12 protein-coding genes are annotated in these 12,295 nt (G+C 70.7%); 10 read left to right on the forward strand and 2 right to left on the reverse strand.

From position 1 onward, the window contains the following. Positions 1–2: 2 nt before the first annotated feature. From OG587_RS15770 to OG587_RS15785, 4 genes are all read left to right on the forward strand, one after another. Entirely contained in the window at positions 3–902 is a 900-nt protein-coding gene (locus tag OG587_RS15770) for a F0F1 ATP synthase subunit gamma (protein WP_329090980.1), read from the forward strand. 1 nt (position 903) lies between these two features. Next, positions 904–2,331 carry a F0F1 ATP synthase subunit beta gene (gene atpD, locus OG587_RS15775; RefSeq protein ID WP_329090982.1) on the forward strand — a complete coding sequence of 476 codons (1,428 nt, stop codon included), beginning with the start codon at positions 904–906 and terminating at the stop codon, positions 2,329–2,331. A gap of 68 nt (positions 2,332–2,399) precedes the next feature. Then, positions 2,400–2,807, forward strand: a complete 408-nt coding sequence (locus OG587_RS15780) for a F0F1 ATP synthase subunit epsilon (protein ID WP_329090984.1) — start codon at positions 2,400–2,402, stop codon at positions 2,805–2,807. A 44-nt stretch (positions 2,808–2,851) separates the two neighbouring features. Continuing rightward, the gene (locus OG587_RS15785) at positions 2,852–3,262 is read left to right on the forward strand and encodes a DUF2550 domain-containing protein (protein WP_329090987.1); all 411 of its coding nucleotides are present in this window, start codon (positions 2,852–2,854) and stop codon (positions 3,260–3,262) included. A gap of 15 nt (positions 3,263–3,277) precedes the next feature. Here OG587_RS15785 and OG587_RS15790 read toward each other — a convergent pair whose 3' ends face one another. Beyond that, positions 3,278–3,868, reverse strand: a complete 591-nt coding sequence (locus OG587_RS15790) for a cob(I)yrinic acid a,c-diamide adenosyltransferase (protein ID WP_329090989.1) — start codon at positions 3,866–3,868, stop codon at positions 3,278–3,280. A 66-nt stretch (positions 3,869–3,934) separates the two neighbouring features. Between OG587_RS15790 and OG587_RS15795 the strand changes: the two genes are divergently transcribed. The 6 genes from OG587_RS15795 (at position 3,935) to OG587_RS15820 (ending at position 11,500) form a co-directional block, all read left to right on the forward strand. After that, the gene (locus OG587_RS15795; protein ID WP_329090990.1) at positions 3,935–7,093 is read left to right on the forward strand and encodes a S41 family peptidase; all 3,159 of its coding nucleotides are present in this window, start codon (positions 3,935–3,937) and stop codon (positions 7,091–7,093) included. 94 nt (positions 7,094–7,187) lie between these two features. Next, positions 7,188–8,279 (forward strand): ABC transporter ATP-binding protein, encoded by a 1,092-nt coding sequence (locus OG587_RS15800; RefSeq protein ID WP_329090992.1) that lies wholly within the window; start codon positions 7,188–7,190, stop codon positions 8,277–8,279. Positions 8,280–8,281: 2 nt separating this feature from the next. Further along, positions 8,282–9,079, forward strand: coding sequence for an ABC transporter permease (locus tag OG587_RS15805; protein ID WP_329093878.1), 798 nt, complete (start codon positions 8,282–8,284; stop codon positions 9,077–9,079). Positions 9,080–9,196: 117 nt separating this feature from the next. Continuing rightward, positions 9,197–10,330, forward strand: a complete 1,134-nt coding sequence (locus OG587_RS15810) for a sensor histidine kinase (RefSeq protein ID WP_329090994.1) — start codon at positions 9,197–9,199, stop codon at positions 10,328–10,330. Positions 10,331–10,394: 64 nt separating this feature from the next. Continuing rightward, the gene (locus OG587_RS15815) at positions 10,395–10,988 is read left to right on the forward strand and encodes a response regulator transcription factor (RefSeq protein ID WP_329090996.1); all 594 of its coding nucleotides are present in this window, start codon (positions 10,395–10,397) and stop codon (positions 10,986–10,988) included. Between the two features lie 194 nt (positions 10,989–11,182). Further along, positions 11,183–11,500, forward strand: a complete 318-nt coding sequence (locus OG587_RS15820; RefSeq protein WP_329090998.1) for an STAS domain-containing protein — start codon at positions 11,183–11,185, stop codon at positions 11,498–11,500. Positions 11,501–11,590: 90 nt separating this feature from the next. On the opposite strand, the gene OG587_RS15825 is transcribed toward OG587_RS15820, so the two are convergent. Then, positions 11,591–12,196 (reverse strand): TetR/AcrR family transcriptional regulator, encoded by a 606-nt coding sequence (locus OG587_RS15825; protein ID WP_329091000.1) that lies wholly within the window; start codon positions 12,194–12,196, stop codon positions 11,591–11,593. Positions 12,197–12,295: the final 99 nt, after the last annotated feature.

A 12,295-nucleotide genomic window follows, 5' to 3' on the forward strand; every position in this document is an offset into this window, starting at 1 on the left:
CGATGGGAGCCCAGCTAAGACTGCTGCGGCGGCGGATCAAGTCGGTCAAGTCCACGGCGAAGATCACCCGCGCCCAGGAGCTCATCGCCTCGTCCCGTATCGTCAAGGCGCAGCAGCGGATGCAGGCCGCCGTGCCGTACGAGCGCGAGATCACCCGCGCCGTCACGGGAGTGGTCAGCAACACCTCCACCACCGACCATCCGCTGACGGTGGCCAAGGAGCAGCCCGCCAGGGCCGCCGTCCTGATCGTCACCAGCGACAGCGGTTTCTGCGGCGGCTTCAACGCCAACATCCTTCGCGAGGCGGAGGCGCTCGGCAACCTGCTCAGGGACAGGGGCGTCGAGCCCGTGCCCTTCGTGACGGGTCGCAAGGGCGTCGCCTGGCACACCTTCCGCAACCGTGAGATGGGCGGGCAGTGGACGGGTTTCTCCCGTAAGCCCGCCTACTCCGACGCGAAAGAGGTCGCCGGCACCCTGATCGAGGCCTTCTCGGCCGAGGACGGGCTGGACGAGATCCACATCGTCTCCACCGAGTTCGTCTCGATGCTCACGCAGGAGGTCGTGGTCAAGCGGATCCTTCCGCTGGTGGTCGAGGAGACCGCGGAGACGCCCGACACGCCGCTGCCGTACTTCGAGTTCGAGCCCACCGCGGGCGAGGTCCTCGACACGCTGCTGCCGCGCTACGTGGAGTCGCGCATCTTCACCGCGCTGCTCCAGTCGGCCGCCTCGGAGGAGGCCTCGCGCCGCCGGGCCATGAAGTCGGCCACCGACAACGCCAACGAGCTCATCCGCGTGTTCACCCAGAAGATGAACCAGGTCCGCCAGGCCGAGATCACCCAGGAAATCAGCGAGATCGTCGGCGGCGCGAACGCGCTGGCTGACTCCGCAGCGGGGAAAGAGTGAAATGACTGCACAGACTGTTGAGACCGGCGTGGGCCGCGTCGCGCGGGTCACCGGTCCCGTCGTCGACGTGGAGTTCCCCGTCGAGGCGATGCCCGAGATCTACAACGCCCTCAAGGTCGACGTCGAGCTCCAGGGGGAGACCAAGGTCCTCACCCTGGAGGTCGCCCAGCACCTGGGTGACAACCTCGTCCGCGCGATCTCCATGCAGCCCACCGACGGCCTCACCCGTGGCGCCCCGGTGGCCGACACCGGCGCGGCCATCTCGGTCCCCGTCGGCGACGTCGTCAAGGGCCACGTGTGGAACACCCTCGGCGAGTCGCTGGACGTCGAGACCGCGTCGCTCCAGATCAACGAGCGCTGGGGCATCCACCGCCCGTCGCCCGCCTTCGACACCCTCGAGTCGCGCACCGAGATGCTGACCACCGGCATCAAGGTCATCGACCTGCTCACCCCGTACGTGCAGGGCGGCAAGATCGGCCTGTTCGGCGGCGCGGGCGTGGGCAAGACCGTTCTGATCCAGGAGATGATCCGCCGGGTCGCCCGCAACTTCGGTGGCACCTCGGTGTTCGCCGGGGTCGGCGAGCGCACCCGTGAGGGCAACGACCTCTGGCTGGAGATGGAGGAGGCGAACGTCCTCAAGGACACCGCCCTCGTCTTCGGCCAGATGGACGAGCCCCCGGGCACCCGTCTGCGCGTCGCGCTCTCCGCCCTGACCATGGCGGAGTACTTCCGTGACGTCCAGAAGCAGGACGTGCTGCTGTTCATCGACAACATCTTCCGGTTCACCCAGGCCGGTTCCGAGGTGTCCACCCTGCTCGGCCGTATGCCGTCCGCGGTGGGTTACCAGCCGACCCTCGCCGACGAGATGGGTGTTCTCCAGGAGCGCATCACCTCGACCCGCGGTCACTCGATCACCTCCATGCAGGCGATCTACGTCCCCGCGGACGACATCACCGACCCGGCCCCGCACAACGCGTTCGCGCACCTCGACGCGCAGACCGTTCTCTCGCGGCCGATCTCGGAGAAGGGCATCTACCCCGCGGTGGACCCGCTCGACTCCACCTCGCGGATCCTCGACCCGCTGATCGTCGGCGAGGAGCACTACCGCGTGGCCCAGGAGACCAAGCGGATCCTGCAGAAGTACAAGGAGCTGCAGGACATCATCGCGATCCTCGGTATCGACGAGCTCTCGGAAGAGGACAAGGTCACCGTCAACCGGGCCCGTCGCATCGAGCGCTTCCTGTCCCACCCGATGTACGCCGCCGAGGCGTTCACCGGTCAGCCCGGTGAGAACGTCCCGCTGGACGAGACCATCGCCTCGTTCAAGGGCCTGTGCGCCGGCGACTACGACCACCTGCCCGAGCAGGCGTTCTTCATGGTCGGCGGCATCGACCAGGCCGTGGCCAAGGCCAAGGAACTCGCCCGCTAGTCGCCTTCGGCGCCGGTACGGTCACGCGGCCGTACCGGCGCCTGGTTCGATAAGGAACTGGAGAGAAAGTGGCGAAGCTGCGAGTAGGCGTCGTCTCCCCGGAGCGTGAGATCTGGTCCGGTGAGGCCGACATGGTGATTGCCAAGACCGTCGACGGCGAGATCGGTATCATGCCTAAGCACGCACCCGTGCTCGGCGTTCTCGTCGAGGGCGGGCTGCTGACGATCAAGCGAGGCGACGGCGAAGCCGACCTCGTCGCCGCCGTCCACGGAGGATTCCTCTCGGTGGCCGATGACGAGGTGTCGATCCTGGCCGAGCTGGCCGAGCTGGGTTCCGAGGTCGACGTCGCCCGAGCGAAGAGCGCCCTGGATCGGGCTCAGGCCTCGGTCGAGGCCGACCAGGAAGACGCGGACGCGGCCGCCGAGGCCAAGCGTGCCAGGGCCCGGTTGCGCGCGGCCGGGGAAGAAGTCGGATAAATTCTGCTTCTTAGGCTGTACGCGCTTTTGGGGGGCGAGCAGACATGGTGGTGGATGTTCTCATCGTGCTGGGGCTGCTCGTCGCCCTCCTGGGACTCCGGGTTCTCATACTGACCCGCTCCCGGGGATCGGTGCTCTGTTGCCTGCGCTCCCTGTCGAAGGAGCGAGGTTGGCGGGTCGGGGTGGCCCGCTACGCCGACGGCCACCTCAACTGGATCCCGCTCATAGGTCTGCTTCCAAGGCCGCGCCACGTCATCGTGAGGCGCGGCCTTGTCGTTTCCGGGCGTCGCAAGGTGGGGTCCGGTGAGTTCTTCGGGTTCATCGAGGGCGTGACGGCGATCGAGTGCCGCAACGGGCAGGACGCCTTCGAGCTCGCCATGGGATACCGGGCCCTGACCGGTTTCGTCGCCTGGCTGGAGTCGGCCCCGCCCAGCGCCTACCTCGACGTCGCCTGATCTCCTCTCGGCTTCTCAGCGGGTGCCGCCGGGCTTCCAGAGGATCTCGTCGCCGCCCGCGGCCACCCGGCAGAGGATGAACATCAGGTCGCTCAGCCGGTTGAGATACCTCGCGGTCAGCGGGTTGACGTCGTCGTGGGCCTCCAGCGCCGACCAGACGGTCCGCTCGGCCCGCCGGACCACGGTCCTGGCGACGTGCAGCCAGGCCACGGCCGGGGTGCCGCCGGGCAGGATGAAGCTGCGCAGCGGCGTGAGGCGCTCGTTGAACTCGTCGCACCGCGCCTCCAGCCAGTCGACGTAGGAGGGCTCGACCCGCAGCGGCGGGAACTCGGGGTCCTCCACGACAGGGGTGCACAGGTCGGCCCCGACATCGAACAGCTCGTTCTGGATCCGGGTGAGGACGGCGGTGACGTCCGCCTCCAGGGTCCCCGCGGCCAGGGCGACGCCGATCGCGGCGTTGGCCTCCTCGACGTCCGCGTAGGCGGCGAGGCGCGGATCGGTCTTGCGGGTGCGGCTCATGTCGCCGAGCGCGGTCGTGCCGTCGTCCCCGGTGCGGGTGTAGATCTTCGAGAGCACCACCGGCTTGTCTCTGTCAGCTCGCGTCATGTGGCTCAGCGTATCGGCAGGAAAAACTCTCCTGATTAACCCGATAGTGGACAATATGATTTGTCGATGGTTTCTGGTTTCTACCTGCGATTCCCTCACATCTCCCACGAGACGCTGACCTTCGTCGCCGACGACGATGTCTGGGCGGCCCCGGTAGACGGCGGCCGGGCGTGGCGCCTCTCCTCGGACCGGGCCCCCGCGGGCCATCCCCGTCTCTCGCCCGACGGCACCAAGGTCGCCTGGACCAGCGTTCGCGACGGTGCTCCCGAGGTCCACCTGGCGGATCTGGAATCCGGTTCGGCGGAACGGCTGACCTACTGGGGAGACGCGCGGACGCGCACACGCGGCTGGACGCCGGACGGCGAGGTTCTCGCGATCAGCGCGGCCGGTCGGCCGTTCGTCTCGCAGACCTGGGCCTACGTGCTCGGGGAAGGACGCGTCGAGCGGCTGCCGTACGGCCCGGTCAACGACCTGTCGGTCACGGGGGACGCGGTGGCGCTGCTCACCGGGGGGCTTGTTCGCGACCCGGGGGCCTGGAAGCGCTACCGGGGCGGCACGGCGGGCCGGCTGTGGGTGCGACGCGGCGACGGCGACTTCACCCGGATCCTGGCCGACCTGAACGGCCACCTCGCCAACCCGATGCTCGTCGGGGGGCGGCTCGTCTTCGTCTCCGACCACGAGGGCGTCGGCAACCTCTACTCCTGCGAGCCGGACGGCGGTGGCCTGCGCCGGCACACCGACCACGAGGTCTTCTACGCCCGGCATGCCACCACCGACGGGACCCGGATCGTCTACCAGAACGCCGGGGACCTCTATCTCCTGGACACTCTCGACGCCGAGGCCCGCAAGCTCGACGTCACCCTCGGCTCCCCGCTGCGTGGGCGGCAGCCGTATCAGGTCAACGCGGGCAGGCGGCTGCACGACCTGGCCGTGGACGCGACCGGGCGGGCCAGCGCGGTGGAGGTCCAGGGATCGGTGCACTGGGTGACCCACAGGGACGGTCCGGCGCGGCAGCTCAGCGACGGTCTGTCGGCGGGGCGGCCCCGCGTCCTCGGCGACGACCGCGTGGTGTGGGTCTTCGACGACGGCGAGGCGCAGGGACTGGAGATCGCCCCGGCGGGGGGCGGGGAGAGCCGCAGGATCGCCGTGGGCACGCTGGGCGAGGTCGGGGACCTCGCCGTCGCGCCCGACGGGAACACGATCGCGGTGACCAGCAGGAACGGGCGGCTACTCCTGGTCGACGTGGCCTCGGGCGAGGCCGTGGAGCTGTCCAGGGCCGACGGGGAGATCCACGGCCTCACCTGGTCGCCCGACTCGGCCTGGCTGGCCTGGTCGCATCCGGACGGCTCCCAGCTGCGCAGGATCCGGCTGGCCAGGGTGGCGGACCGGGTTGTCACCGACGTCACCGACGGCCGGTTCGTGGACGTCTCGCCCGCGTTCGCGGGGGACTATCTGGCGTTCCTGTCGCGGCGCGGCTTCGACCCGGTCTACGACGCGCACTCCTTCGACATGTCCTTCCCCTTCGGCTACCGGCCCTACCTGGTGCCGCTGTCCGCGTCCACGCCGTCCCCGTTCGCGCCCAGTTCGGCGGGCCGGGCCGCGGACTCCGGCTCCGGCGACGACGACAAGAAGGACGACGGCGCGATCACGGTGGACCTGGAGGGCATCGCCACCAGGGTCGTGCAGGTGCCGGTGCCCGAGGGCCGCTACTCGGACCTGCGGGCGGTCAAGGGCGGGTTCGTCTGGCTGCGGGAGCCGCTGGCGGGGGAGCTCGGCGAGGACAGGGACGAGGTGGGGGGCGAGGCGCCCCGCCCGGCGCTGGACCGCTACGACCTGGTCAAGCGCAAGTGGGAGGAAGTGGTCGACAAGCTCGACTGGTACCGGGTGAGCGGTGACGGCACGCAGCTCGTCGTCAGCGACAAGGGCACGCTCACGGTCCGCCCGGCCGGGGGCAAGCAGGGAGGCAAGAACGGCGACGACACGACCGTCGACCTGTCCAGGATCCGGATCACCGCCGACCCCCGGGCGCTGCGGCGGCACGCCTATGCCCAGCTGGGCCGCCGGATACGCGCCGACTTCTGGGTCGAGGACATGGCCGGCGTCGAGTGGGAGGCGGTGCTGGAGGAGTACCGGCCGCTGGTGGACCGGGTCTCCACCGCCGACGACTTCGCCGACCTGCTCTGGGAGGTCCTGGGCGAGCTGGGCAGCTCGCACGCCTACGTCGACGCCGCACCCTGGGGCTACCCGGCCTCCGAGCCGATCGGGCTGCTCGGCGCCGACCTCTCCAGGGGAGACGACGGCCGCTGGCGGGTGGACCGGGTGCTGCCCGCCGAGTCCTCCGACGTGCACGCCCGCTCGCCGCTGGCCGGGCCGGGGGCGAGCGTGCAGCCGGGAGAGGCGCTGCTCGCGGTCGACGGCCGCCCGGTGCCGCCAGAGGGGCCCTCGCGGCTGCTGGTCGGCGCCGCCGACAAGCCGGTCGAGCTCACCCTGGACGGTGGCCGGCGGGTGGTCGTCACGCCGCTCCGCGACGACCGGCGCCTGCGCTACCAGCACTGGGTGGCCGAATGCCGGGCCCGGGTCAGGGAGCTCGGCGGCGGACGCCTCGGCTACCTGCACATCCCGGACATGGTGGCCGAGGGCTGGGCGCAGTTCCACCGCGACCTGCGCAGGGAGATGACCTTCGAGGGGCTCGTGGTGGACGTACGGGGGAACCGTGGCGGTCACACCTCCGAGCTGGTCATCGAGAAGCTGATCCGCCGGGTCATCGCCTGGGACCTGCCCCGGGGGATGACGCCGATCACCTACCCCGAGGACGCGCCGCGCGGCCCGCTGGTCGCGATCGCCGACCAGAACGCCGGATCCGACGGGGACATCGTCACCGCCGCCTTCAAGATCCACAATCTCGGGCCCGTGGTGGGCACCCGCACCTGGGGAGGCGTCATCGGCATCGAGGACGCCCACCGCCTGGTCGACGGTTCGCGCATCACCGTGCCCAAGTACTCCTTCTGGTTCGAGGAGCTGGGCTGGGGCGTGGAGAACTACGGCGTCGACCCCGACGTCGAGGTCGACATCACCCCCGGCGACTGGGCGGAGGGGAGGGATCCGCAGATCGAGGAGGCGGTACGGCTCGTGCTGGCCGCGCTGGACGAGCGCCCGGCGGCGACCCCGCCCGACCCCGCCACCCGGCCGTCCCGCCGGCGTCCCGCGCTGCCGCCCCGCCCGTAGTTGACATTTGTCATCCGAAACACATTAAAGATCACGCTTTTCCGGTGATATCAGCGACTGTCTGGTCAAACGCGGGGCGACGACGATTGTCCCCATGAGAACACCACAGGTGATGGACCCGCCCGGCGCCGCCCCCGCCGGCCTCGACAACGTGATCGAGGTCGGCGGGCTCCGGCAGGCGTACGGGGACTTCGAGGCGGTGCGCGGCGTCTCCTTCGCCGTCCCGAGGGGCGAGCTGTTCGCCCTGCTCGGCACGAACGGCGCCGGCAAGACCACCACCGTGGAGGTCCTGGAGGGTTTCCGGGCCCCCACCGGCGGCAGTGTCCGCGTGCTCGGGCTCGACCCGGTCGGGCAGCGCCGGAAGCTGCGGCCCCGCGTGGGGATCATGCTGCAGGAGGGCGGCTTCCTCGGTGACCTCACGGTCGCCGAGACCCTCGGCCTGTGGGAGGGGCTGAGCCGGGACGCGGGCCGCGCGGGAGGCCGGCGCGGGGGTACGGATCCGCGGGCCACGGACGCGCTGGAGGCGGCGGGACTGGGCAAGAAGGCCAGGACCAAGGTGCGGCAGCTCTCCGGCGGCCAGCGGCGCAGGCTCGACCTCGCGCTGGCGGTGACCTCCCGGCCGGAGGTGCTCTTCCTGGACGAGCCGACCACCGGCATGGACCCCGAGGCGCGTCGCGCCACCTGGAAGATGATCGAGGACCTGCGGGCGGGGGGCACCACGGTGCTGCTCACCACCCACTACCTGGAGGAGGCCGAGCGCCTCGCCAACCGGCTGGCCATCATGCACGAGGGCCGGATCCACCTCCAGGGCACCGTGGAGGAGGTGGTGGCCGGGTCGGGCGACCGGATCTCCTTCCGCCTTCCCGGTATCTCCTGGGCCTTCGGTGAGCTTCCCTCGCTGGACGGCGTGGCCCCCGTGCTGACCTACGGCGGCGACACCGGTGACACGGAGGTCGCGTACACCCTGAACGGCGCGCGAGCCGAGGCCCGCGCGCACGTGGCGGTGCGGCAACTCCTGGACTGGGCCGACGCGCGGGGGGAGACCCTGGAACGGCTGGCCGTGCGCCGGGGAACCCTGGAGGACGCCTTCATGCGCGTGGCCGGGGAGGGAACCGGAGCGGGCGGGGCGCTCCCGGGGGCCGGCGACGGGCCGGTGGCGGCGGGATCGGCGAGAAGGGGCGAGTGACCATGAGAACCGACGTGCTGCACGCGATCAGGCTCGCGAGGATCGACCTGACCCTGGTGGGCAGGAACACCACGGTCCTGTTCAACGTGCTCCTGCTGCCGCTCCTGATGGCCTGGGTGTTCACCCAGGCGGTCGGCACCGAGAAGATCGACGGCGTGGCCGGGAGCCTTTTCGTGCTGGCCGGGCTGCCGGGGCTGATGCTGGTGTTCGCGGTCTTCATCAACCTGGTGAACTCCTTCACCGCCCGGCGCGAGGAACTGGTGCTCAAGCGGCTGCGCGCGGGCCAGCCGTCGGGCCCGGCGATCCTCGGCGGCACCGCCCTCGGGGCCCTCGTGCTCTATCTCGCCCAGGTGGCGCTCCTGGCCGTCTGGATCCAGCGGTCCGAGGGGGTCGCGGTGGCCAACGTGCCGATGCTCGTGACCGTCGCCGTGCTGGGGGTCGCGCTGTTCTGCCTGCTCGCCGCCGCGTTCTCGGGTCTCACGCCGAACGCCGAGCTCGCCCAGGTCACGGTGCTGCCGGTGCTCCTGGTCGTGCTGGTCGGCGCTCCGATCGCGTTCCCGGTCGACACACTGCCGGGCGCGCTGGGCCACGTCGCCGCCCTGCTCCCCGCGACCCCGATCGTGGAGATCGCGCGCACCGCCTTCCTGGGCGGGGACCACGTCGCCGGGGGCGGGGCGGCGCTGAGCATGGGCGGGCAGTGGGCGGCCGCGCTGCCCGCCTTCGCGATCCTGCTCGCCTGGATCGCGGTGGCCGGGCTGCTGGCCCGGTGGTTGTTCCGCTGGGAACCCCGGCACGGCTAACGTTCATACGAAATGTCAGTTGATATCGGCGAAAAAGGGATGAGGCGCCTCGCGCGCCTCGTCCCCTCCGCGCTTCCCCGGAGAAAGCAGCGGTCCCCCCTCCAGCGGTTCCGCCGGATGACCGTCCTCACCCTGACCATGGGCATCGTGATGGCCTGGATCGGCCCTCTCGGTGAGCTGGGGGAGAAGAACGAGCCCCCCGGGCTCCTCCTGCTGGCCGTCGGGGTGCCGGGCCTGGTGGTCTTCACCGTCCTCTACCTGAGGATCCTCGAAGCGGCCGTGGCCGGGACCGCCGCGAGAGGCGAGGTCGTCGCCTCGGCCGCGGTCGCGGTGATTCTCCTGCTGACCCAGGACGGAGACCCCTGGTCCTGGGGGCTGCTCGGCCCGGCGTGGGCGTCGGGTGCCGCGCTGCTGCTGAGCAGGTCCGCCACGGTCGTCGCCACCGTAGCGTCGACCGCCATCGGCCTGCTTCTCGCGCCGCCGGGCGCCGACCCCAGTCCTGGGCTCAGCGAGGTGTTCGTGCCGCCGTACGCGGAGGGCTCCGCTCCCGTCGTCGGCGCCTACCTCGGGGTGGCCGCGGCGGCGCCGTGGGCGAACCGGCTCCAGCTCTGGTTCTGGCGGGTGGTCAGGGCCGCGGAGGAGGGCAAGGAGGCGCAGGCCAGGCTGGCCGTCACCGAGGAGCGGCTCCGCTTCTCCCGCGACCTGCACGACCTGGTCGGCCACAGCCTCTCCGCGATCGCCGTCAAGAGCGAGGTGGCCGTCAAGCTGTCGGGGGTGGACGCCGCGCGGGCGGCCGGGGAGATGGACGAGGTACGGACCCTGGCGCGGCAGACGCTCAAGGAGATCCGCGCGGCGGTGCGCGGCTACCGGACGCTCGACCTGGTCGCCGAGCTGCGCGCGATGACCGCGGTGCTGGAGGCGGGCGGTATCCGCTGCACGCTGGAGACGCCACGCGACCGGGTGCCCGAGGAGACGGCGACCCTGCTGGCCTGGGTGGTCAGGGAGGGGACCACCAACGTGCTGCGGCACAGCTCCGCCACCACGTGCCGCATCACGATCACCCTCCGCGAGGGGAGCGCCGTGCTGGAGATGACCAACGACGGGGTGGACGGGGTGAGCGGCCGAGGGGGTACCGGTCTCATCGGGCTGTCGGAACGGGTCGCCGCCATCGGCGGTACCGTCACGGCGGGCCCCGGCGGCCCCGGGGAGTTCAGGCTGCGGGCGACGGTTCCGCTGGAGGGAGAACGATGATCCAGACAATGACCGCGGCACCGGGCCGTCCCGTCGGGGCGAGCGGTCCGGCCGGGGCGGCGCGGTGATCCGGGTCCTGCTGGCCGACGACGAGCACCTGGTCAGGAGGGCGATCGCCACCCTGCTCGGCCTGGAGCCGGACGTCGAGGTGGTGGCCGAGGTGGCCAGGGGAGACCTGGTGGCGGCGGCCGTGCTGGAGCACCGGCCCGACGTGGTCGTGCTGGACATCGAGATGCCGGGGATGGACGGGCTGAGCGTCGCCGAGACGCTGCCGGGCCACGCGGTGCTGATGCTGACCAGTTTCGGGCGGCCCGGATACCTGCGGCGGGCACTCGCGGCCGGGGTGCGCGGCTTCGTCCCCAAGGACGCCTCCGCCGACGAGCTGGCGACGGCGATCCGCAAGGTCCACGCGGGCGGGCGCTATCTCGACCCGGAGATGGCCGCCTCGGCGATGATGGCGGGGGAGAGCCCTCTCACCGAGCGCGAGCGCGGCTCCCTGGAGCTGGCCGCGCGGGGCGCCTCGGTCGCCGAGATCGCCGCCGCGCTCAACCTCACCCAGGGCACCGTGCGCAACTACCTGTCCAGCGCCATCACCAAACTGGGCGCGACCAACCGGATCACCGCGATCCGGTCGGCCCAACAAAAAGGTTGGCTTTAAACCGCGTTTTCTCATTTGATTCGGGCAAGGGACTTTCATGTCCGTGGGAAGGGTGCCGCCGGGAGTGAGGGAGGTTCGCACCTTCTTGTACGCTGTGACATTGTGTGAATGCGGTGCGTGACCTGTTGGTCGTGGTGACGCGTCGTCGTTGTGCCGGGCTGCTTCTCGTCGGCGGCCGGGCGTGAGGAGGAGGCATGCGCGTCCCTGGTAACCCCCGGGCCCAAGTGGTCGGCGTCGGGAGTCGTCTCGACGTGGGAACCGTCGCCCGAGTGCGCCCGCGGCTGCACGAGGCAGTCGACTCCGGGCGCGGCGACCTGATCGTAGATCTTTCCAGGCTGGAAATGATCGATGCCACCGGTCTCGGGGTGCTGGTGGGCACGCATCGCCGCGCTGTGGGCGCGGAACGCCGCCTCATTCTGAGGGGGGTGCCGCCGAGGGTGATGCGGGTGCTGGCGGTGACCCGGCTCAACCGGGTCCTCACCGTCGAGCTTCCCGTGGCCGCGGTGGCCTGATCCGGGCGGCCGCCGGAGTTCGGGGCGACGGCGGCGCCGGAACATATCGGAGGACGGGCCCGGCGGGCCCGTCCTCGTCTCCCGCCGCCGTCAGGTCACGAAGGACCTGCGGAAGATGTGCGTGGCGGTGTCGATCAGTCCGGCGACCGGAGGCGGGTCGTCGGCCAGGACCCACTCGATGAGCAGTTCCTGGATCGCTCCGATCATGCCCAGCGCGAGGAGATGCTGGTTGGCCTTCGTCGCCTCCGGCAGGTCGGCGACGTTCGACTCGATCGTTCTGGTGAAGGCCTCGACGGCCGACTGCCTGGAGGTGACGAGACAGTCGCCTGCCCGGCGTACCTCCAGATGCATGATCCGCGCGCGGCGCCTGTCGTCGGTGACGAAGCTGATGTAGCTGGTGACCCCCGTTTCGACCCGGTCGGCCAGGGTGTCGGGGGCCTGCTCGATGGCTTTCGACATCGCCTCCAGCGTTTCGCGCACACATCGGTCGTACAGGGTCTGCATCAGCTCGTCGCGTCCCGAGAAACACTCGTAGAAGGCGCGGTTGGAGATGCGTGCCTCGGCGCACAACCTCTCGATCGTCGTTTCGGGGAATCCGGGGTCGGAGTAAAGGGCGTACGCCGCGGAGATCAGACGCTCCCGGCGCTCCGTGAGCCTCTCCTCCGCTGACATTCCCCGGTAGGACCGTCCGTTCATGTCAAGCTCCCGCAGATCAGCGCGAGGTTGACAGGTACTCGCTTTATCACTTCCACCTCATGGTTCTGGCCCCCGGAATCAACCATTATGGGTGCAAGA

It is taken from the genome of Streptosporangium sp. NBC_01469 (assembly GCF_036227305.1).
In the GTDB taxonomy this organism is placed as follows: Bacteria; Actinomycetota; Actinomycetes; order Streptosporangiales; family Streptosporangiaceae; genus Streptosporangium.

Excerpts from the sequence above, each read along its gene's own strand:
- OG587_RS15790 (WP_329090989.1), bottom strand. The coding sequence starts at position 3,868 with ATGACGCGAGCTGACAGAGACAAGCCGGTGGTGCTCTCGAAGATCTAC.
- OG587_RS15795 (WP_329090990.1), top strand. The coding sequence starts at position 3,935 with ATGGTTTCTGGTTTCTACCTGCGATTCCCTCACATCTCCCACGAGACG.
- OG587_RS15805 (WP_329093878.1), top strand. The coding sequence starts at position 8,282 with ATGAGAACCGACGTGCTGCACGCGATCAGGCTCGCGAGGATCGACCTG.
- OG587_RS15770 (WP_329090980.1), top strand. The coding sequence starts at position 3 with ATGGGAGCCCAGCTAAGACTGCTGCGGCGGCGGATCAAGTCGGTCAAG.
- OG587_RS15785 (WP_329090987.1), top strand. The coding sequence starts at position 2,852 with ATGGTGGTGGATGTTCTCATCGTGCTGGGGCTGCTCGTCGCCCTCCTG.
- OG587_RS15820 (WP_329090998.1), top strand. The coding sequence starts at position 11,183 with ATGCGCGTCCCTGGTAACCCCCGGGCCCAAGTGGTCGGCGTCGGGAGT.
- OG587_RS15825 (WP_329091000.1), bottom strand. The coding sequence starts at position 12,196 with ATGAACGGACGGTCCTACCGGGGAATGTCAGCGGAGGAGAGGCTCACG.
- atpD (WP_329090982.1), top strand. The coding sequence starts at position 904 with ATGACTGCACAGACTGTTGAGACCGGCGTGGGCCGCGTCGCGCGGGTC.
- OG587_RS15810 (WP_329090994.1), top strand. The coding sequence starts at position 9,197 with ATGACCGTCCTCACCCTGACCATGGGCATCGTGATGGCCTGGATCGGC.
- OG587_RS15800 (WP_329090992.1), top strand. The coding sequence starts at position 7,188 with ATGAGAACACCACAGGTGATGGACCCGCCCGGCGCCGCCCCCGCCGGC.